Raw genomic sequence first — 19,213 nt, 5'->3', positions numbered from 1 at the left:
GCCAGGTAAAAAAACACCCGGTTCCAATGAAGGAACCGGGCGTACCTTGGCGATTAACCGCCAGACTTAAAACGATAGGCTTAGAAACGGTAGGTAATACCACCGCCTACGGTGACAGGCTCGATGTCCACTTCACCTACACGGCCAGCGCCATCCAGGTTGATGTCGGAGTTGACGTCGGCATAGCTCACATAACCGTTTAGCATGATGTTTTCGGTGACGGCCAAGTCCACACCCGCTTGGCCAATGGCGCCATAGCTCTCATCGATGCTAAAACCAGTCGGCTCGCTAGAGAAGCGGGTATAGTTTAAGCCAACACCAACGTAGGGCTGTACTTTAGAGTCTAAACCACCCATCGGGTAGTAGTTGACCAGCAGGTTGACCGGCAGGCGATCGACGCTACCTGCGCTACCGCCGGGCTTGGTGTTCAGATCGTGCTCGAATTTTTCCGAGCTGTTGAGTTCAACGCCGAATTTGTCGCTGAATAGGTATCCCGCACCGTAAGTGAAACCGCGTGCGCTTTGTACGTTGAGGTCTGCGCCACCAACGTTGCCATTACCTGAGCCCGTGTCCGTTTGGGCAACACCGCCGCGAACAAAGACATCGCCAGCTTCATAAGCCATAGCGGCTTGGCTCGCCATGAAAGCGCTGGCTGAAACGATAGCGGCGGTGATCAATTTCATTTTGCTCATCAGGGTCATCCTCTTGCATCTTGCTTGGGATTGGTGCTGGTCGACACCAGCTAACCTATACAATATATAGTATACGAACACTGTTTCCAAATTTCCTGTGAAATTTTATTATAGGTTTTCTGACTCTGATAGCTTTTATTAACCAACGGCCCCGAAAAGCAGGCATAAAAAAAGTCCCCCGAAGGGGACCCAGGTGGAGCACGCCAGCTCACTCGGTGGGTTGCCAGGCATCGCCTTAGCAACGTCGCAAAGAAGGGAGAGCATCGAGTGTCGTCATGCAAGTGACCTAAATGACTCTGTTCATTTGCTGCTTACCGTTTATGTAGCGAGCCGCATGCCAATAAATATATTTCTACTTAAATACATAGAGTTATAAAAAATAAACCGTATTCGAAAGACGCGCATCGCTTGCCAGACGGCAAAAGCGCACCAGCAGTGCGCAATTGTTGCTGCGTTGCTCCATAACGAATCATGCCAGCGCCGTCGACGGATAGCGCTACTGGCACACCTGGTTGCGGCCCCGCGTTTGGCGCGGTAAAGCGCCTCATCCGCCAATACCAGTAAACGATCCCGATCTTGATCTGACGCATCGAGGCTGCACACCATGTGCTCAACACCCATCATGGCATCGACAATTAAAATATCGGGGGCTCTTTGTTAATCTCCTTGCACGCAGCCGGAACCGAGGAGAACAGGCATACCACGTAGCTGAAGTTTGTCAACTGTTCCAGGATATGCTGCCCTAGCGTTGGGTCCTCTTCAATTAGCAGTTAATGTCAATGTATGCATTTATTCAGCTGCTGTCGTTAGCTGTATCGATATTTCACATTTAAAACGGCTACCGTGCCAATATACGTTTAACTCTCCATGGAAAAGTGCGTATGACTAAGCCCCACATCATCTATATCACTGGCGGTGCCCAAGGAATTGGTCTCGGTATCGCCCACACCCTGCTCACCGACGGCTATCGCGTTGCCATTACGGATATTGACAAAGAAGCCCTAAGTGCGGCCGCTGAACGACTGCCCCGCCGTGAGAACCTGCTAACACTAATGGCGGATGTCAGCGATGAAGCCCAGGTGGCGGCCAGCCTCGAAAAAACCGTCAGCCACTTTGGTCAGCTCAACGGCATCGTGCATAACGCAAGCATTGCGGACCCCTTCCATGGCCCGGTGGAGCAGCTCTCGCTAGCGACATGGCAGGCCTACTTAAACACTAACCTCACTGGCGCCTTTTTGTGCGCCAAACATGGGGCTGCTTATCTACGCCCGCACGGCGGCAGTATGGTGCTGATGGCCTCGTCACGCGCCATTCAGTCCGAGCCGGATACCGAAGCCTACGCCGCTAGTAAAGGTGGCATTGTCGCGCTGACCCACGCGCTAGCGGTCAGCCTAGGCCCGGATATTCGCGTCAACGCCGTTAGCCCTGGCTGGATCGAGGTCAGCGACTGGCAAAAACCCAGCCGCCAGCAGCCGGTGGAGCACCGCGGCACCGATCGTGACCAGCATCCGGTGGGGCGCGTGGGTACTCCCGAAGATATTGCCGCGCTCACCCGTTTTCTTCTCTCCAAAGAATCCGGCTTTATCACCGGGCAGAACTTTGTCGCCGACGGCGGGATGACGCGCAAAATGATCTATGCCGAGTAGCGGCACCGCCCATCAAAAAATCCCATTAAAAAAGGCCATCCGCGGATGGCCTTTCGCCTTTCAAAAACGTACCGCTATGGCGTGACGATAATTTTCACCTGCGCCTTATCGTTCAGCAACGCCTCAAAGCCCTCCTCCACGATATCCGCCAGCGGAATGCGTTGAGTGACCATATCCTCGGCGCGGAAGTAGCCCCGCTGCATCAGCGCCATCACCGCTGGGTACACATGGCGATAGGCAATGATGCCTTTCATGGTGCGCTCTTTGATTACCAAGTCGTTGGGGTGAAAACTGGCTTCTCCCTCCCAAATACTCACCACCACCACTTCGCCGCCCTCGTGGGTGCTGTGCAGCGCTTGGTTGAGCACGGCGGGAATGCCCGTCACTTCAAATGCCACGTCCACCCCGCCGCCGCTCAAAGCGTGTAGCTTTTCCACTGCGTCTTCTTGCTGTGGGTCGACAACGGTGGCTCCCAGCGCTTCGGCTTTGGCCTTACGAGACGGCGCGACTTCCACCGCATAAATGTGCGCAGCCCCTGCGGCTTTAAGCGCTTCGATGGTCATTAAGCCAATCGGCCCAGCACCAAATACCACGGCACTGTCCCCGGCTTTTAGGCAGCTCTGGCGCACCGCATGCAGCGCGACCGCCGCAGGCTCGACCAGCGCCCCCTGCTCGTAGCTGAGGTCATCCGGCAGTTTGTGCACCATATGCTCACCCATCACGGTGAACTCCGAAAATCCGCCGCCACCGCCGGAGAGGCCGTGAAAGCCGAGCAGCGGCGTCAGGTTGTAGCGCTCCATCTGGTAAGCGCCATCCTTGTTAGGTGAAAGTATCGGCTCAATGGCCACACGGTCGCCTACTTTCACCCGCGTCACTTTCTCACCAACCTCCACCACTTCACCCGCAAACTCATGGCCCATGATGATCGGAGCCTGTTCGCCGCTAATGGGGTGCGGTTTGCCTACCGGAATAAAAATCGGCCCGGCGGCATACTCGTGTAAATCGCTGCCGCAAATACCGCAGGCGGCGACTTTCACCTTCACCGAGTGAGGGTCGTTAATGGTTGGCACCGGCACGTGCTCAACGCGCAGATCTTTAGCGGCATACCACACCGCGGCCTGCATCTGTGATTGATCCGTTGACTGGCTCATAGGTTGCCCTTCCTGTTAAGACACATAGCTTTTAAGACACATGGTGAACCGGCTGCAGCCCATAGACGGGGGTATCTAGTCCTTCCATACGCGCCTTCAACTGCAGCGCCAAATAGTGCGAGTAGTGCCGGGACTGGTGCAGGTTGCCACCGTGGAACCACAGCGCCTCTTGTTGGGTGGGCTTCCACATATTGCGCAGCTCGCCTTCCCACGGGCCGGGGTCTTTGGTGGTGTCAGAACCTAATCCCCAACATTTGCCCACCTTGTCCGCTACCTCTTGAGAAATCAGTCGAGCCGCCCAGCCGTTCATGGAGCCATAGCCGGTGGCGTAGACGATCAGGTCAGCGTCCAGCTCGCTGCCGTCGGTGAGCGTGATCGAGCGCGGATTGATCCGCTCGATACCCACACCGCTGCGCAGCTTAATATCGCCATTGGCGACCAGATCGCAGGCCCCCACATCGATGTAGTAACCCGAGCCACGGCGCAGGTATTTCAAAAACAGGCCAGACTCATCGTCACCGAAATCGAGCATAAAGCCCGCGTCTTCGAGTTTTTGGTAAAACTCAGCGTCGCGCTGTTTAATCGCCTCAAACGCCGGGCGTTGGAAGTCAGGCAGCACTTTGTAAGGAATGGAGGCAAACAGCAGGTCGGCTTTTTCGTGGGTCAACCCGCCAGCTACCGCCTCTTCCGAGTAGAGCGGCCCCAGCACTTCTTCCATCAATGAATCCGACTTAACGATATGGGTCGAGGAGCGCTGGAGCATGGTGACATCGGCATCGTGCTCCCAGAGCGCTGCGGCAATATCGTGAGCCGAGTTATTCGAGCCCACGATCACGCACTTTTTACCCGCGTAAGCATCCGGCCCTGGGTGCTGGCTGGAGTGCTGCTGCTCGCCTTCGAAGCTTTCCGAGCCTGCAAACTTGGGTACGTTAGGCATACCGGACATCCCGGTAGCCATCACCAGCTGTTTAGGGCGTAGCGTAATCTCTTCACCGTTGCGCTTCACGTTCACGATCCACTCGCCTGCGGCTTCATCGAAGCGTGCATTGTCGCAGGTCGTGGAACTCCAATAATTGAGCTCCATCACCTTTGTGTACATTTCCAGCCAATCGCCCACTTTGTCTTTCGGGGCAAACACCGGCCAGTTCTCCGGGAAAGGAATGTAGGGCAGGTGGTCGTACCATACCGGGTCGTGCAGGCAGAGGGATTTATAGCGCTTGCGCCAGGAATCCCCTGCACGCTCGTTGCGCTCGATGATGATGGTGGGCACGCCCATTTGCTTTAGCCGAGCCCCCAGGCCAATACCGCCCTGGCCACCGCCAATGATCACGCAGTAGGGCTGGCGCGTGTAACCAAGCTCGGCTTCCTCACGTTCACGGGCTTCCAGCCAAGTTTCACGCTGTTTGTTGGCACCATGTTCGGCCCCTTTAGGGCGGTGGTGGTTGCGCGGTTCGGGGAAGTCGTTCAACGCCTGCATGGTAGTGAGCAGTGTCCAACACTTGCCGTTCTTCAAACGCAGGTAGCCTTTGCCGCTGGCAATGGCCGTTTTGAAGGTGAACCACGCCTCGATGGTATCGCCGTTTTCGCTGGCCTCCCCGTCGAGCTGCCACTGGGTAGGCTGGGTATTGGCCAGCGTGGCATCGAGCATGGCTTGGATCTCTTCCTTGCCTTCGCAGGTTTTTAGATTCCAGGTAAACGCCAGAAAGTCGCGCCAGTAGCATTCGTCATTGAATAGCGTCAGCACGCGTTGGATATCGCGCGCCTGGAGCGCTTCATCAAACTCCTGTAGCCATGCGTTGACGGTGCTGGTGGCGTGGGTTGGGGTTCTTACTTCTGTGTGAGTCATCGCGGGTACTCCAAGGTCGTTGTTATTGTTGAACTGTCGATAAGACACTCAACCCTAAGCATCCGCCGTGCCAAATGTGAAAAATAATCAATAAACAATTGAAAAATTTAAACAAAAAACATTTTCGCATTGCTATCCACCAACGCACCACCTGTACACTTGTCACACCTCGTGTACAGCTAACGTTACAGGTGTAACGCACGACTAACGGCGTAACACAGCCTCGTTGACACCCACGACAAAGCGCATAGTCTGGAGGTACAACAATAATTCTGTATGGATTCGCCATGCCGACGCCATCACTACCACCGACACGCTTGGCCTCTGTGCAGCGCCAGCATATCGAGCACATCTTTCAGCTCGGCGAAGGACTGGATGCGCCACAGCTACCGGCACAGGCCACCATCCGTCGTTCTTGGCTACGTTGCCTCAACGAGTACCAACTCGACCCCACGCAGCCACGCCCTGCCCGGGTGGTGCCCCAGCAAACCTTGATCGAGCACCGAGAATCCGTCGATGAGCTGCTGCACGTCGCCCGCGCCGGGGTCGAGCAGCTCTACGGGCAAATCGCCCAGCTCGGCTACGTGCTGCTGCTCACCGACCATCGCGGCATTACCGTCGAGTTTCGCGGCAACCCCAACCAAGACCAGCAGCTACGCAAAGCGGGCCTCTATTTAGGTGCCGACTGGGACGAGCGCTTCGCGGGCACCTGTGCCGTAGGCACCTGCCTGCACGACCGCCAAGCGATCATTTGCCACCGCCAGGAGCACTTCGACGCCACGCATATCTCGCTCACCTGCACCGCCGCCCCCATCGCCGACCCGCAAGGCAACGTGATGGCCGTGCTGGATATCTCCGCGCTGCAATCACCCACCCAGCATGAGAGCCAGAACTTCAGCCTCTCGCTGGTGACGCTCTACGCCCGCATGATCGAAGACGCCTACTTCCTGCAGCGCTACCGCGACTGCCTGATGGTGCGCTTAGATACCTCGCGGGAGTTTGTGCATGTGAACGGGCGTGGCCTTATCGCGATAGAAGAGAACGGTCAGGTGATTGCCGCCAATGCCGTCGGCCGCGAACTGATCAGTGCGCACCAACAGCGCTGGCCGCCGTGGTCTGCTCAACACGCACCGATGCTCAGCGAACTGTTTGAGTGCGAAATTGCCGATGTGCTGAGTATCAACAGCGCGACCAACGACCAGCTCAGGGCGTTTCGCGCCCGCGCCAGCAACGCCATCTACTTTATTAGCCTGCTGGAGCCGCGCAGGCCGCGCATCGCACCACTCGGAAAGCCCGCCTCCTCGTTGCCAACAGCGCTAGAACGGCTGGGGGCCGACGACCCCGCTATACGTAAAGTGCAGAAATTGGCCGAACGGCTGCGTAACGAAGCCAGTGTCAACGTGCTGATCAGTGGTGAAACCGGTACCGGCAAAGAAGTGGTTGCCCGTGCGCTGCACGATAGCGGCAACCGCGCCAAAGGCCCCTTTATTGCGGTGAACTGTGCGGCGATTCCCGAAGCGCTGATCGAAAGCGAGCTGTTCGGCTACGAACCCGGCGCGTTTACCGGCGGGCGAGCAAAAGGTATGCGCGGGCTGATCCCTCAGGCCCATGGCGGCACGCTGTTTTTAGACGAGATCGGCGATATGCCACTGGCGCTACAAACCCGCCTGCTGCGGGTACTGGCCGAGCGGGAAGTGATGCCGCTAGGGGCAAACAAACCCGAAAAAGTCGATATCCGGGTGATCACCGCTACCCACCGCCACATCGATACCATGATTGCGCAGGGAGAGTTTCGTGAAGACCTCTACTACCGCCTGAACGGTGCCCAACTGCGCTTACCACCGCTGCGCGAACGCGCCGACAAGCTCTACGTGATTCGCCAAGTATTCAGCGATGTGGTGAGCGAACGCGGCGCAAGCTCCGCCCCTCGGCTACGCGCCGACGCCATCAGCGCCCTACTTGCCTATGCCTGGCCCGGCAATATTCGTCAGCTTAAAAACGCGCTGGCGTTTGCACTCGCCACCGCCGAGAGCGATGAAATCACCGTTTACGACCTACCCGAACAGTGCCTTAGCCAACGCATTACTCGTACACCTGCGATAACCGCGCCTGAAAGCGAGGCCACTGATTGCCACCTTGTGACACGGCTGCAGCAACACCAATGGAACATTAGCGCCGTGGCACGCGAGCTGGGGGTTTCACGGCCAACGGTGTATCGGCAAATGCAGCGCCAAGGCATCGTACCGCCGAATAAGGCCTGACAGCGGACGGCGCTTGGCCTGGGCGGTCAGCCTCACGTACACTTGTTTGAATCTGATATTCACCACGCTTCCAATAAGCCGAGGCCCACTATGGCGTTTGATTCCACTTCTTCGTATATCGCAACCAATGCGCTTAAACAGGCGGTGAATGCTGCCGTGGTGCTTGAGCGCCCGCTGCTGATCAAAGGCGAGCCAGGCACCGGCAAGACGCTACTGGCGGAGGAGCTGGCCGAATCCCTCGGCACCAAGCTGATCACTTGGCACATCAAATCCAGCACCAAAGCCGCTCAAGGGCTGTATGAGTACGATGCGGTGAGCCGCCTGCGGGATTCACAGCTAGGCGTAGAAGGTGTTGAGAACGTCGCTAACTACATCAAACCCGGCAAACTGTGGGAAGCCTTTACCGCCGATGAGCGGGTGGTACTGCTGATCGATGAAATCGACAAGGCGGATATCGAATTCCCCAACGACCTGCTCCAAGAGCTGGACCGTATGGAGTTCCACGTCTACGAAACCGGTGAAACTATCCGCGCCAAAAAGCGCCCGATCATCGTCATCACCTCCAACAACGAAAAAGAGCTGCCGGATGCCTTTCTGCGCCGCTGCTTTTTCCACTACATCGAATTCCCCGACCGCGAGACCATGCAGGCGATTGTGGATGTTCACTTCCCGAACATTGCCCCGAAACTGGTCAGCGAAGCATTAGAAGTTTTCTTTGACCTGCGCAGCGCTCCAGGGCTGAAGAAAAAGCCCTCAACCTCAGAGCTGGTCGACTGGCTTAAGCTGCTGATGGCCGACGAGCTGGCGCAAGAAGCGCTCTACCATCGCGACCCCGCCAAAGCGCTGCCGCCCATGGCCGGTGCGCTGGTCAAAAACGAGCAGGATACCCACCTGCTTGAACGCCTGGCCTTTATGATGCGTCGCCAGAAGAACAGCGGGCGCTAAGCCATGTTTATCGGCTTATTTGAAACCCTCAAGCGCGCGGGCGTACCTGTTTCACTGCGGGAGCTGTTAGACCTTCATGCCGTGGTCGAGCGGGGCGTGGTGTTTGCCGATATGGAGGCGTTTTATCAGGTGGCGCGTACGGTGATGGTCAAAGATGAGCGCCACTTTGACCGCTTCGATCGCGCCTTTGCCGCTTGGTTTAAGGGCCTTGAGGACATGGACGCCGCCATCGAAGCGCTGATTCCCGATGAGTGGCTGCGCCGCGAATTCGAGAAACAGCTCACCGACGAGGAGAAGGCCAAGATCGAATCGCTAGGCGGGCTCGAAGAGCTCATCAAGACGTTCAAAAAACGTTTGGAGGAGCAGAAAGAGCGCCACGCAGGCGGCAATAAATGGATTGGCACCGGCGGCACCAGCCCCTTTGGGGCCTACGGCTACAACCCGGAAGGCATTCGCATTGGGCAAGATGGTTCCCGCCACCGCCGCGCCACCAAAGTGTGGGACGAGCGACGCTTTCGCGATTACGACGACTCGCTGGAGTTGGGCACCCGCAACATCAAAATGGCCCTGCGACGGCTGCGCAAATTCGCCCGCCAGGGCGCTCGGGACGAGTTCGATGTGGACGGTACCATTCGCGAAACCGCCCGCGATGCCGGGCTGCTCAATATCCAGATGCGCCCGGAGCGCCACAATGCGGTCAAGGTGCTGCTGTTTCTGGACGTGGGCGGCTCCATGGATGACCACATTCGCGTCTGCGAAGAGCTCTTTTCTGCGGCACGCTCCGAGTTCAAGCACCTAGAGCACTACTACTTCCATAACTGCCTCTACGAAGGCGTCTGGAAAAACAACCTGCGCCGTGGCAACGAGCGTATCCCTACCATGGACGTACTGCACACCTACGGCGCGGACTACCAGGTGGTCATCGTCGGCGACGCCGCCATGTCGCCTTATGAGGTCACCCATCCTGGCGGTAGCGTCGAACATTTCAATGATGAAGCCGGCGGCGTGTGGCTCAAACGCTTGACCGAGAAATTCCCCCGTTTAGCCTGGCTTAACCCAATGCCTCCCCGCACTTGGGAATACACCTACTCGACCACGCTCATTCGCGAGCTCATCGACGAGCGTATGTATCCGATGACGCTGGAAGGGCTGGAAACCGCTATGCGCGAATTGGCGAAGTAGCGTTTGCCCACCCAACGCCGTTGCTTGGGTGGGGTATTCCAAACCTTCGACAAACGATAGCGTTTTACTCCCTGATCACGTGCCCTAGCCACGCTATTGAGAACATGACAACAGCGTGCAAGCTAGTCGCGAATAATGGAACGTCGCGTTGCCTTAAAGCGTCGCAGGCACATTATTGATCCCGGTTAAAAATGCCTCTTTAGCCTGAGCAAACGCAGCCGCATCGTGTTTAAAACGACGCAAAATCAGTGCTTCATCCAGTGCTAACGTGGGCGATAGCGCCTCAAGGCTCTTGGCAGGATGGCGCGCCGACAGCCCAATATGCTGGCCATTATCCGCCGCGAACCAGCGTTTGAAGCCGCACTTCTGATAGAACGCTTTCTCTTTTTCATCCTGCGTATCGATGCGCAGCGGAGCCTTCAGACTGAGCTCGCTCAACAAACGAGCTTTTGCACCTTTTGCAAACTCGCAGGCGTGAGTCACGGTCATGCCCTCGCCCGCTTCATCCAGCACCAGCAGGGCTAGCGCCAGCGGCTTTCCAGCACCGTCTACACCCGCCAAAAGGCGTGCGCCTTCTTGGGCAAACAGTACATTTTTAGTACCGGTAAACACTACCAGCGGCGTTAGGCCTGCCTGCTGGCCATACACCTCAGCACATAGCTTGGCCAAACACGCATCACGCGGCTCACTCTGACTTACATGGACTACCTTCATAACGCTCTCTCGTTGCGTTCAATCACCCCGCCACTTCTTTACCTTACAACAAGCGCTGGCGAGCTATAAAAGCCCGCCAGCGTAGAGCAAAGCGCGTGATGACACCAGTTTAACTGGGAGATTTTGCCATTGAACGAGAGGCGACAAGCTGCGTTGTCAGTACGATACTTCCTAACCCAATACCCAATAAATCCGTCATCCAGCCACCGGCGATCATCGCCAGCGCTGCTAATAGAAGAATCAGGCGCTGCAAAACATTCGTGCGTCCACTCATAAAGTAGCCTTGTACCGCCGCCGCCAGCAGGTAAATCCCAATGCTCGCCGTGATCACTACCCGGAGGATTTCCCACCAGTGACCATCCATCAACAGCGCAGGGCTGTAGAAGAACATAAATGGAACAATGAACGCAGATAGCCCGAACTTAAACGATGTCATGGCCGTTTTAAGAGGATCCGTATTGGCAATGGCAGAGGCTGCATAGCCTGCCAAGGCCACTGGCGGAGTAATCGCAGAGAGCACGGCATAATAAAAAACAAAGAAATGGGCCACCAGCGGTGGAATACCAATTTGCTGCAATCCGGGTGCTACCACGGAAGCAGCGACGGCATAGGCGGCTGTCGTAGGCATGCCCATTCCCAGCAAAATAGAAATACACATAGCGAAAAAGAGCGCTAGAAAATGGCTAGCATCAGCAATGCCTAGCAGCATTGAAGCAAACCGCGCGCCAACGCCCGTTAATGAGATCACCCCTACAATAATGCCCGCACAGGCACATACGGCAATCAATGGAACCGCCATACGGGCACCCAAGGAGAGCGCATTAAGCAAGGCCTTAGGTCCCATCCAGTGAGGAGTGAACCAGGAAACCACCGCTGCACTGATCATGGCCAGCGTGCCCGCACGAATGACGGAGTAGCCCATAAATAGCGTGCCAACCAGAATGATGATGGGTAAAAATAGGTAGACCTGCTTCACCATATCTTTAAAAACAGGCAGTTGGTCTTTTGCCAAGCCCTGCATGCCATCTCGACGGGCCTCCAGATCCACCATCAAATAAATAGATAGAAAATAGAGCCCGGCAGGGATTAAAGCGGCAATGGCGATATCGGTATAAGGAATACCGGTAATTTCAGCCATAATAAAGGCACCAGCGCCCATAATGGGCGGTACGATTTGTCCGCCCGTAGACGCGGCCGCCTCAATCCCCCCTGCGCTGCGCGGGTGATACCCCACACGCTTCATGAGCGGAATAGTCAGCGAACCAGTGGCTACCACGTTGCCCGCAGACGTTCCGTTGATCATCCCCATTAAACCAGATGCAAAGACGGCTACTTTGGCAGGCCCACCACGGGAGCGCCCCGCTGCAGCAAAGGCAAAATTGACAAAGTAGTCACCCACCTTGGACGCTTGTAAAAACGCGGCAAAGGTAATGAATAGAATGATATACGTTGACGACACCGCCGTTGTCGGGCCAAGAATCCCATTGTCGGTATAGAGATAGGAGAAGAAGCGCGGTGCGCCATAGCCCTGATGCTCAAGAATGCCAGGCAGTAACGGTCCAGCAAACGCATACACCAAAAACACCCCGGTGATGACAATCAATGCTAGCCCCGCTACGCGACGCGTTAACTCCATAATCAACGCAACACCAACAACGGACACAAGCAGTTCCGTTTGGCCCACTAGTGGCATACCTGCCACCATACGCCAGCGATCAATAACAAAGATTAAGTAAGCAGCGACCAAAATAGAAGCCACCATCAAAATCCAATCAGCCCAGTGAATATGTTTATCATCACTGCGCCACGTCCAACTACTGAGAAGTGCGCATGTCGTAGCGATGACTAATGCCCAACTAAGCTGATATAAGGGCGCGGTCACTGATGCAACTTCCTGCATATCTCGCAACCACCAGGCATATACCATGCATAGCGCTGCGTAACCAAGAGCAGTACCACTAATAGCTAACGCTAGCCACTCAGTGGGTGAACGTCGATGGACCTGGGTGTCACGTTCAAGCGTCACAGCGGCAGTTAAAGCAAACCCAACTACCAAGCCCCCAGCAACGTGAAGTATCCGAAATGTCCAAGTCTCGATGGGCGAGACATTCAAGGCATATAGGTGCATTGAGGTAAACAAAACACACGCAAGGAAAATAATGCTGCCGGTCATCCCGGACAGCAGCCGTTCATTATGGGCAACGGGCACATCCGACACACTATCGGTGCAGATGATGGGCTGCACTTCTGGAGTATTGTTACTCATGCTGTCCTACCTTCTAGGCCGACTGAGCCTGGGGATGAAGGCGTGCGAGTTATACCCGCACGCAATATGCCGTTTTAATTAACCTTTCAAATCGTCGTCAATCTCTACGCCATTTTCTTCAAACCAGCGGACAGCTCCCGGATGCCAGGGAATAAAAGCGTTGTGCTTAGCGTTCTCAGGTAGAGTTTCAATAGCAGCGCCATGTACCTGCATCATCCGGTCGTTATTCTCCATCACCGCCTTCGTCACTTCATACACCAGCGAATCAGGCATATCTTTATGCGTAATGGCAACGTTCCACAGCGATACCGCAGAGGTATCCTCTTCTAAGCTGCTATAAATAGAGGCAGGTATCACGGAAGCAGACAGTTCAGGGAACTGCTCGGCAAATACGGCGATTTCATCGGGGGAAAACGAGAAAATATTGACATCAGCCTGAGCTTCTAGCTGACTAAATGCAGATACCGGCATGCCAGAAGCAAAGGCAAACGCATCTAGCAATCCATCCTGTACCTGCCCCGCTTGATCGGCTGCTCCGGCATTACGTGTCTCGACGTCCAAACCTAAAGCATCAAAAAGCTGGGGATAATACAGATCCCCGGTACCGCCAGCAGGGCCAATCCCCACCGTTTTGCCATCTAAATCAGCGATGGACTCAATTCCGGAACTTTCTAGAGCAATCACCTGAAGGGCGGTCTGGTACATCGGAAATACTGCCCGAATGTCAGTATGCTCGACACCTGGAGCCAGGGCACTTTCACCAACCCAAGCTTGGTAAGCAGGCCCCATGGTCACCATACCGAACTCGTGTTCACCCATTTGCACTAGCGTCACGTTTTGGACTGGCCCACCGGTGACCTCTGCTCCGAAATTGGCGCCAGTCGCCTCACTGGCTATATTTCCCCAACCCGAGCCATAGATGTAATAGGTCGCACCTTGGCTACCGGTACCAATCGTAAGACTGTTTGGCCAATCACTACGATCATCAGCAAGGGCGTTGCCCGCAACGGCAGTGAACAATGCACTCGTTAAAAGTGTTGTGAACGTTTTCATAGGAATACTCCATTAATGTTGTTGTTGTCACTGTTGCTATGAATGCTGCGTTCGTTATGTAGAAAAGAATAAAGTCATCATGAGTTAGCGTGAGAAAACACCTCCTTGGGTAGGTTATTTATTTGATTCACCGTCATTAATCGCGCCAACGCTTCACAGCGATCTTCAATCAGCTTGTTGGTGTGAGCGATGGCATCCACTAATAAGACAGGGCCGTCTACCAGTGAAAATGCAGCAGTAACACCCGCTTGATAGGCATTCTGCCAGCCGTCACCTAAACTGCCTGCAAGCACCACGACGGGAACACCTTGTACCGCCGCTGCTTTAGAGACGCCAATAGGCGTTTTCCCGGCAAGACTCTGCCCATCTAGCCGACCTTCTCCCGTCACCACCCAATCGCATTTCTTTAAAAGGCAATCAAATTGGCAATGCCTCATGACAAGCTCGATACCAGGCGTTAGCTCGGCACCCAACGCAACCTGGGCAGCGAACCCCATTCCCCCGGCCGCGCCCGCACCAGGAAAATCGACCAATGGCTTATCCAGCGCCAGACAAAGACACCGTGCAAAGTTCGCTAATGCGCGATCCAACCTTGTGACCGAGCCAGCTGCGACTCCTTTTTGTGGACCAAAAATCGCGGTGGCCCCGTTTTGACCGAGCAAAGGGTTACTAACATCCACCGCAGCAGTAAATGACACGCTGGCAAGCCTAGGATCTAGCGCATCCAGCGCCACGCGCTGAACCCTTTCCAGTGCGGCGGCTCCTAAAGGCAGGCAGTGGCCCTCTGCATCCAGAAGCTGTGCGCCTAAGGCCGTTAACATGCCTGCACCGGCGTCGTTGGTAGCGCTTCCTCCTAACGTCAGCACAATATGCTGAACCTGTTTGTCCAGCGCTTCGCGGATAAGCTGGCCAACGCCAAAGGTGCTAGCACGCTCCACAGCACCTGGCTTGCTCGCCATATCAGCACATAACCCACTTGCCTGCGCCAGTTCTATAAATGCCGTCGCATTCTGCTCATCCCACCCCCACGCCGCCTGATGCTCACGACCATATGCGTCAATGACAGAACGCGTTTGCCGCGTGGCATAACCGCTGACTAACAGAACATCCAATGTTCCTTCTCCACCATCAGCAAGCGGGCATTGAGTAATCTGAGCATCGGGGCAGCCGCGCTTGAAACCACGCGCCATGGCTGCAGCGGCTTCAGTCGCGCTAAGCGATCCTTTATAGCTATCTGGCGCTATCAAAATGTTCATGACGATTGCTTACGCCTGGCTTTCAATATCAGAACAAATAGCGAGAGTGACATCGTGGGTAGTAGCCGTACCTCCAAGATCCTTGGTCTGTAATCCTGAAGCCGTTAGACGCTCAATGGCTGCCATAAGACGCTCAGCGGCTAACTGTTCGCCCAGATGCTCCAGCATCATGACCGCGGTCCAGAAAGAACCCACAGGGTTGGCTATGCCCTGCCCCGCAATATCAAAGGCAGAGCCGTGGATGGGCTCAAACATCGAGGGGAACTGACGTTCTGGATTGAGGTTTGCCGTAGGAGCAATCCCTAAGCTGCCTGAAAGCGCAGCGGCTAAATCGGAGAGAATATCGGCATGCAAATTAGTCGCTACCACCACGTCAAGCGTTTCAGGTTTCAGCACCATGCGCGTAGTCACCGCATCCACCAACTCACGGTCAATGGAAACATCGGGATACTCTTTGGCCACTTCAAAAAAGATTTCATCCCACAGCACCATACCGTGACGTTGAGCATTGGATTTAGTAACCAGAGTAAGCTGCTTACGGGGCCGACTTTGGGCCATCTCGAAGGCAAAGCGGTGGATACGCTCGATACCTTTGCGAGAGAAAATCGACACTTCTGTCGCTACTTCGTCCGGTAAACCACGATGAACGCGCCCACCGTTGCCTGAATACTCCCCTTCGCTATTCTCACGAATGATGACCCAGTCAATCTTATCGGCATGCTGCAACCGGCTGTTGACGCCTGGTAAAACGCGAGCAGGACGCACATTGGCGTATTGGTCAAACCCCTGACAAATGGCTAACCGCAGTTCCCAAAGTGAAATATGGTCGGGTACTTGCTGGCTGCCTACCGCGCCAAAATAAATGGCATCAAACGTCGCTAATTTTTCAAGGCCACCTTCAGGAATGTACTGGCCTTGATCCAGGTACCGCTGGGAGCTCCAATCAAACTCCTCAAAATTAAAGGTAAAATCACCGTTCTTCTTCGCCAGCGCTTCAAGCACTTTTTTGCCAGCGCCAATTACTTCTGTACCAATACCATCACCAGGAATGACTGCAACGTTATGTGTTCGCATGAGATGCTCCTACTTGTTAAGGGCTTATTGTGTGAACCTGAACGCATCCTAGGTGACATCATCAGACATCAGCAATAAACTCAGAGTTAATTTAGTTTTAACCTGAGAGTTAACAATGAGTAGCGTATCCGAACTCGATTTTTTTATTTTGCTATGCGCTGAAGGCAGTATTTCAAACGCTGCGAAAGCGCTGGATATTTCTTCGGCGGCAGCTAGTAAACGACTAGCTCAAATTGAAAAAAACATGGGTTGTCAGCTAGTTATTCGCTCCACAAGAGCAATGAGTCTCACCAGTAGTGGTCAGCTATATCTTGAATATGCACAGAAAATTAGCCGCGAAATGGACACAATGCGGCGTGCCATTCGCCAGCAGAGCACTGGCGCAGAAGGGACCATACGGATTAACGCTCCGTTTGGTTTTGGACGAAAGTATATAGCAGACGCAATATCTCAGTTTGTCCGAGAATATCCTCAAATTGACTGCCAACTTTACCTAACCGATCACCCAGTCAATCTTATTGAGCGCTCGCTTGATGTGTGTATTCGTTTTGGCAACTTGCCTGACTCCACGCTACATGCACGCAAGCTAGTGACTCATCAACGCTGGCTATGCGCAGCACCACGCTATTTAAAAAAAGCAGGAACGCCCGCGCATCCTCGTGAACTATCTCACCATAACTGTCTGTTTCTGCGCCAAAACGATGATACCTACGGTAATTGGACATTTATCAAAGAGAATGAGCATCACCACGTTAAAGTAGCTGGCTCGCTAAGCGCCAATGATGGTGAAACCGTTTTACACTGGACGCTACAAGGCCTGGGTGTCACGGTACGTGCAGAGTGGGACGTGGTGAAACATGTCAAAACCGGCAAGTTGATTCGCTTATTGCCTGATTACGCTTTACCAAATGCCGATATTTATGCGGTGTATCCATATAGCCAGTACACACCTATCAGGGTGCGGCTACTCATCGATTTTTTGGCAGAGTATTTGCGTCAGCCACTGATTTTTTGATCATTCAGGCAAATTGAACGACTCTGCAAGCCGCAAGTCATAACGTTCAAGGCTGCTTTATTTGAGTCTCATTGCCAAGGAGAGCACATGACACAGTTCATCAACGACCCTACCCTGCCAAAACCCAGTTTCCCGGGTAGCCATATGGTAGTTGACGACCACTATATGTTTATTTCTGGCCTGACGGTGGCCGATCTTTCCAACGGGGAAGCGGCGCGAGGCGATGTTAAAGAGGAGACCCGCCTAGTGATGCGCGAACTCGCGCGCATGCTAGAGCAAGAAGGTGGCAGTCTGGCGGATGTGGTTCGCGTGGATGTTCACCTCACTGACCTAAAACAGATCAATGCGCTAGACAGCATCTACGCCGAATTTTTTGAGCCAGGGCGCTACCCAGCGCGCACTTGTACTGAATCACCCCACATTTGCGGTGGCAGTTCGGTAGAAATTACCTTGATGGCGAAACGTCCATCGAAAGACACTGCAGCGGAATAGCCTCCGTTAAGATTTGACTAACGCCAGGATCGCGTCAATATCCAGATGTGCTTCTAGCGTATCGGCCAAGCGCTCCAAGGCTTGTTCGCGGTGGGCGTTGTAATCTACGCTGCCTGCCTTGGCTAGGCCAAGCTTCGTGAGTAGCGCTTGGCAGGCGTCTGGATGATCAAACAGGCCGTGTAGGTAAGTGCCCATCACTTGGCCGTCCTCGCTGATGGCCCCATCCAAGTGGGTACCGAGATCGAATAGCGGATTGTCCAGAGCGGAGCCTTTGCTAACGCCGTTATGGATCTCGTATCCCTTTACCTTTGCTTCTTCCCCCACCAACATGCCGCTCACGTTGCGAAGCTGCTTGCCCGCCACCATGCGTGTCGTCAGCGGTAACAGACCCAACCCGGCGACTTTCCCGGGCGTGCCCTCTAGCCCGTCGGGGTCATCCACCCACTCCCCCAGCATTTGAAAGCCGCCGCAAATGCCCAGCACTTTGCCGCCATAGCGCAGGTGGCGAGTCATCGCGGCGTCCCAACCTTGGCGCTTTAACCAGGCTAAGTCGCTAGCGGTGCTTTTACTGCCGGGAAGTACGATCACATCAGCGCAGGGAATGGGCTGATCGGGGCCGATAAAGCTAAGCGATACCTGCGGATGCAGGCGAAGCGGATCGAAATCGGTATGGTTACTGATGCGCGGCAGTGCAGGAACGATAACCTTGAGCGTTTGGCTCTCTTTCTCCGCCTGCACGGTGCCGATGCTATCTTCGGCATCCAGCAGCAGCCCTTGTAGATACGGCAGCGTGCCCAGCACCGGCTTTTGGGTGCGCGCTTCCAACCACTCTAGCCCTGGCTCCAGCAGCGCAATATCGCCCCGAAAACGGTTGATAATAAAGCCTTTGGTGCGGGCCTGTTCGCTGTCACTCAGTAGCGCCAGCGTGCCAACCAATTGAGCAAACACGCCGCCGCGGTCAATATCGCCCACCAGCAGCACCGGGCAGTCCGCGGCTTCGGCAAAGCCCATATTGGCAATATCCCCTTTGCGCAGGTTGATTTCCGCCGGGCTGCCTGCGCCTTCGGCAATAATCACATCATAGCGCTGCTCTAACGCTTGCCACGCTGCCATCACGCTCTCTTGGGCGGTGCGTTTGAAGGCGTGGTAGTCCAGCGCGTCCATATGGCCGTACACCTTACCACGCAGAATCACCTGGGCACCCCGGTCGGTTTCTGGCTTTAGCAGTACCGGGTTCATATCGCTATGGGGAAGGACGCCGGCCGCTTGGGCCTGTAGCGCGGTGGAGCGGCCAATCTCGCCACCATCGCTGGTCACCGCACTGTTTAGCGCCATGTTTTGTGGTTTGAACGGGGCCACCGAGAGACCCCGGCGCTTGAGAACTCGGCAAAGCCCCGCCACCACGGTGCTTTTGCCCGCATCCGAGGTGGTGCCTTGAATCATCAGTGTGGTCATGGCGTCTTCTCGACCTACGCAGTTGCTGAATATCCGTCCTTGACCTCCTCCCCTTCCTCAGCTTCTTAGGAAGCTGCCGCCTGCGGCGGAAAGGAAGGGGATTCCCGGTTGTTGCCTTCCGGGTTCCTGCTTCACAGCCCGTTGCCCTTGGTGATGGCACCTCAG

At 55.0% G+C, this 19,213-nt stretch carries 15 protein-coding genes; 6 read left to right on the top strand and 9 right to left on the bottom strand.

Translation table 11 applies throughout. The features are described 5' to 3' along the window. Positions 1–80: 80 nt before the first annotated feature. Positions 81–692 (bottom strand): OmpW/AlkL family protein, encoded by a 612-nt coding sequence (locus L1249_RS06560; RefSeq protein WP_228168822.1) that lies wholly within the window; start codon positions 690–692, stop codon positions 81–83. A gap of 881 nt (positions 693–1,573) precedes the next feature. On the opposite strand from L1249_RS06560, the gene L1249_RS06555 reads away from it, so the two are divergent. Next, complete coding sequence (locus L1249_RS06555) at positions 1,574–2,338, top strand: SDR family oxidoreductase (protein WP_058577818.1); 765 nt, start codon at positions 1,574–1,576, stop codon at positions 2,336–2,338. A 74-nt stretch (positions 2,339–2,412) separates the two neighbouring features. Here L1249_RS06555 and L1249_RS06550 read toward each other — a convergent pair whose 3' ends face one another. Together L1249_RS06550 and L1249_RS06545 are read right to left on the bottom strand one after the other, a co-directional pair. Further along, the gene (locus L1249_RS06550) at positions 2,413–3,489 is read right to left on the bottom strand and encodes a 2,3-butanediol dehydrogenase (RefSeq protein ID WP_269473456.1); all 1,077 of its coding nucleotides are present in this window, start codon (positions 3,487–3,489) and stop codon (positions 2,413–2,415) included. Positions 3,490–3,520: 31 nt separating this feature from the next. After that, positions 3,521–5,335, bottom strand: a complete 1,815-nt coding sequence (locus tag L1249_RS06545) for an NAD(P)/FAD-dependent oxidoreductase (RefSeq protein ID WP_137093745.1) — start codon at positions 5,333–5,335, stop codon at positions 3,521–3,523. A gap of 287 nt (positions 5,336–5,622) precedes the next feature. On the opposite strand from L1249_RS06545, the gene L1249_RS06540 reads away from it, so the two are divergent. The 3 genes from L1249_RS06540 to L1249_RS06530 all read left to right on the top strand — a co-directional run bounded on the left by L1249_RS06540 (position 5,623) and on the right by L1249_RS06530 (position 9,723). Next, a complete protein-coding gene (locus L1249_RS06540) occupies positions 5,623–7,596 on the top strand; it encodes a sigma-54-dependent Fis family transcriptional regulator (RefSeq protein WP_228168823.1) in 1,974 nt (657 codons plus the stop codon). 90 nt (positions 7,597–7,686) lie between these two features. Further along, positions 7,687–8,541 (top strand): AAA family ATPase, encoded by an 855-nt coding sequence (locus tag L1249_RS06535; protein WP_228168824.1) that lies wholly within the window; start codon positions 7,687–7,689, stop codon positions 8,539–8,541. Positions 8,542–8,544: 3 nt separating this feature from the next. Continuing rightward, entirely contained in the window at positions 8,545–9,723 is a 1,179-nt protein-coding gene (locus tag L1249_RS06530) for a vWA domain-containing protein (RefSeq protein WP_228168825.1), read from the top strand. Between the two features lie 153 nt (positions 9,724–9,876). On the opposite strand, the gene L1249_RS06525 is transcribed toward L1249_RS06530, so the two are convergent. From L1249_RS06525 to L1249_RS06505, 5 genes are all read right to left on the bottom strand, one after another. Beyond that, on the bottom strand, positions 9,877–10,437 hold the full coding sequence (locus L1249_RS06525; RefSeq protein WP_228168826.1) for a hypothetical protein: 561 nt from the start codon (positions 10,435–10,437) through the stop codon (positions 9,877–9,879). A 109-nt stretch (positions 10,438–10,546) separates the two neighbouring features. Beyond that, a complete protein-coding gene (locus L1249_RS06520; protein ID WP_390903894.1) occupies positions 10,547–12,703 on the bottom strand; it encodes a TRAP transporter permease in 2,157 nt (718 codons plus the stop codon). A 78-nt stretch (positions 12,704–12,781) separates the two neighbouring features. Continuing rightward, positions 12,782–13,756: a TAXI family TRAP transporter solute-binding subunit gene (locus tag L1249_RS06515; protein WP_044630410.1), complete on the bottom strand. Its 975-nt coding sequence runs from the start codon at positions 13,754–13,756 to the stop codon at positions 12,782–12,784. Between the two features lie 77 nt (positions 13,757–13,833). Continuing rightward, on the bottom strand, positions 13,834–15,012 hold the full coding sequence (locus L1249_RS06510) for a glycerate kinase (protein WP_044630409.1): 1,179 nt from the start codon (positions 15,010–15,012) through the stop codon (positions 13,834–13,836). 9 nt (positions 15,013–15,021) lie between these two features. After that, positions 15,022–16,086 carry a tartrate dehydrogenase gene (locus L1249_RS06505; RefSeq protein ID WP_054645378.1) on the bottom strand — a complete coding sequence of 355 codons (1,065 nt, stop codon included), beginning with the start codon at positions 16,084–16,086 and terminating at the stop codon, positions 15,022–15,024. Between the two features lie 115 nt (positions 16,087–16,201). On the opposite strand from L1249_RS06505, the gene L1249_RS06500 reads away from it, so the two are divergent. Further along, positions 16,202–17,101 carry a LysR substrate-binding domain-containing protein gene (locus tag L1249_RS06500; RefSeq protein ID WP_054641792.1) on the top strand — a complete coding sequence of 300 codons (900 nt, stop codon included), beginning with the start codon at positions 16,202–16,204 and terminating at the stop codon, positions 17,099–17,101. Between the two features lie 87 nt (positions 17,102–17,188). Next, positions 17,189–17,593 carry a RidA family protein gene (locus L1249_RS06495; RefSeq protein WP_054641791.1) on the top strand — a complete coding sequence of 135 codons (405 nt, stop codon included), beginning with the start codon at positions 17,189–17,191 and terminating at the stop codon, positions 17,591–17,593. 6 nt (positions 17,594–17,599) lie between these two features. On the opposite strand, the gene L1249_RS06490 is transcribed toward L1249_RS06495, so the two are convergent. Then, a complete protein-coding gene (locus L1249_RS06490) occupies positions 17,600–19,048 on the bottom strand; it encodes a cobyric acid synthase (protein ID WP_054645377.1) in 1,449 nt (482 codons plus the stop codon). Positions 19,049–19,213 lie beyond the last annotated feature (165 nt).

It is taken from the genome of Halomonas sp. Cn5-12 (assembly GCF_021532545.1).
Taxonomy (GTDB): Bacteria; Pseudomonadota; Gammaproteobacteria; order Pseudomonadales; family Halomonadaceae; genus Vreelandella; species Vreelandella aquamarina.
The sequence above is the reverse complement of the archived record's forward strand: the minus strand, read 5'-3'. Positions and strand labels throughout refer to the sequence as shown.

What these genes read in the sequence shown, in the direction of transcription:
- L1249_RS06520 (WP_390903894.1), bottom strand. Translation starts at nt 12,703, where the DNA reads ATGAGTAACAATACTCCAGAAGTGCAGCCCATCATCTGCACCGATAGT.
- L1249_RS06515 (WP_044630410.1), bottom strand. Translation starts at nt 13,756, where the DNA reads ATGAAAACGTTCACAACACTTTTAACGAGTGCATTGTTCACTGCCGTT.
- L1249_RS06550 (WP_269473456.1), bottom strand. Translation starts at nt 3,489, where the DNA reads ATGAGCCAGTCAACGGATCAATCACAGATGCAGGCCGCGGTGTGGTAT.
- L1249_RS06545 (WP_137093745.1), bottom strand. Translation starts at nt 5,335, where the DNA reads ATGACTCACACAGAAGTAAGAACCCCAACCCACGCCACCAGCACCGTC.
- L1249_RS06530 (WP_228168825.1), top strand. Translation starts at nt 8,545, where the DNA reads ATGTTTATCGGCTTATTTGAAACCCTCAAGCGCGCGGGCGTACCTGTT.
- L1249_RS06495 (WP_054641791.1), top strand. Translation starts at nt 17,189, where the DNA reads ATGACACAGTTCATCAACGACCCTACCCTGCCAAAACCCAGTTTCCCG.
- L1249_RS06505 (WP_054645378.1), bottom strand. Translation starts at nt 16,086, where the DNA reads ATGCGAACACATAACGTTGCAGTCATTCCTGGTGATGGTATTGGTACA.
- L1249_RS06490 (WP_054645377.1), bottom strand. Translation starts at nt 19,048, where the DNA reads ATGACCACACTGATGATTCAAGGCACCACCTCGGATGCGGGCAAAAGC.
- L1249_RS06525 (WP_228168826.1), bottom strand. Translation starts at nt 10,437, where the DNA reads ATGAAGGTAGTCCATGTAAGTCAGAGTGAGCCGCGTGATGCGTGTTTG.
- L1249_RS06560 (WP_228168822.1), bottom strand. Translation starts at nt 692, where the DNA reads ATGAGCAAAATGAAATTGATCACCGCCGCTATCGTTTCAGCCAGCGCT.
- L1249_RS06540 (WP_228168823.1), top strand. Translation starts at nt 5,623, where the DNA reads ATGCCGACGCCATCACTACCACCGACACGCTTGGCCTCTGTGCAGCGC.
- L1249_RS06555 (WP_058577818.1), top strand. Translation starts at nt 1,574, where the DNA reads ATGACTAAGCCCCACATCATCTATATCACTGGCGGTGCCCAAGGAATT.
- L1249_RS06510 (WP_044630409.1), bottom strand. Translation starts at nt 15,012, where the DNA reads ATGAACATTTTGATAGCGCCAGATAGCTATAAAGGATCGCTTAGCGCG.
- L1249_RS06500 (WP_054641792.1), top strand. Translation starts at nt 16,202, where the DNA reads ATGAGTAGCGTATCCGAACTCGATTTTTTTATTTTGCTATGCGCTGAA.
- L1249_RS06535 (WP_228168824.1), top strand. Translation starts at nt 7,687, where the DNA reads ATGGCGTTTGATTCCACTTCTTCGTATATCGCAACCAATGCGCTTAAA.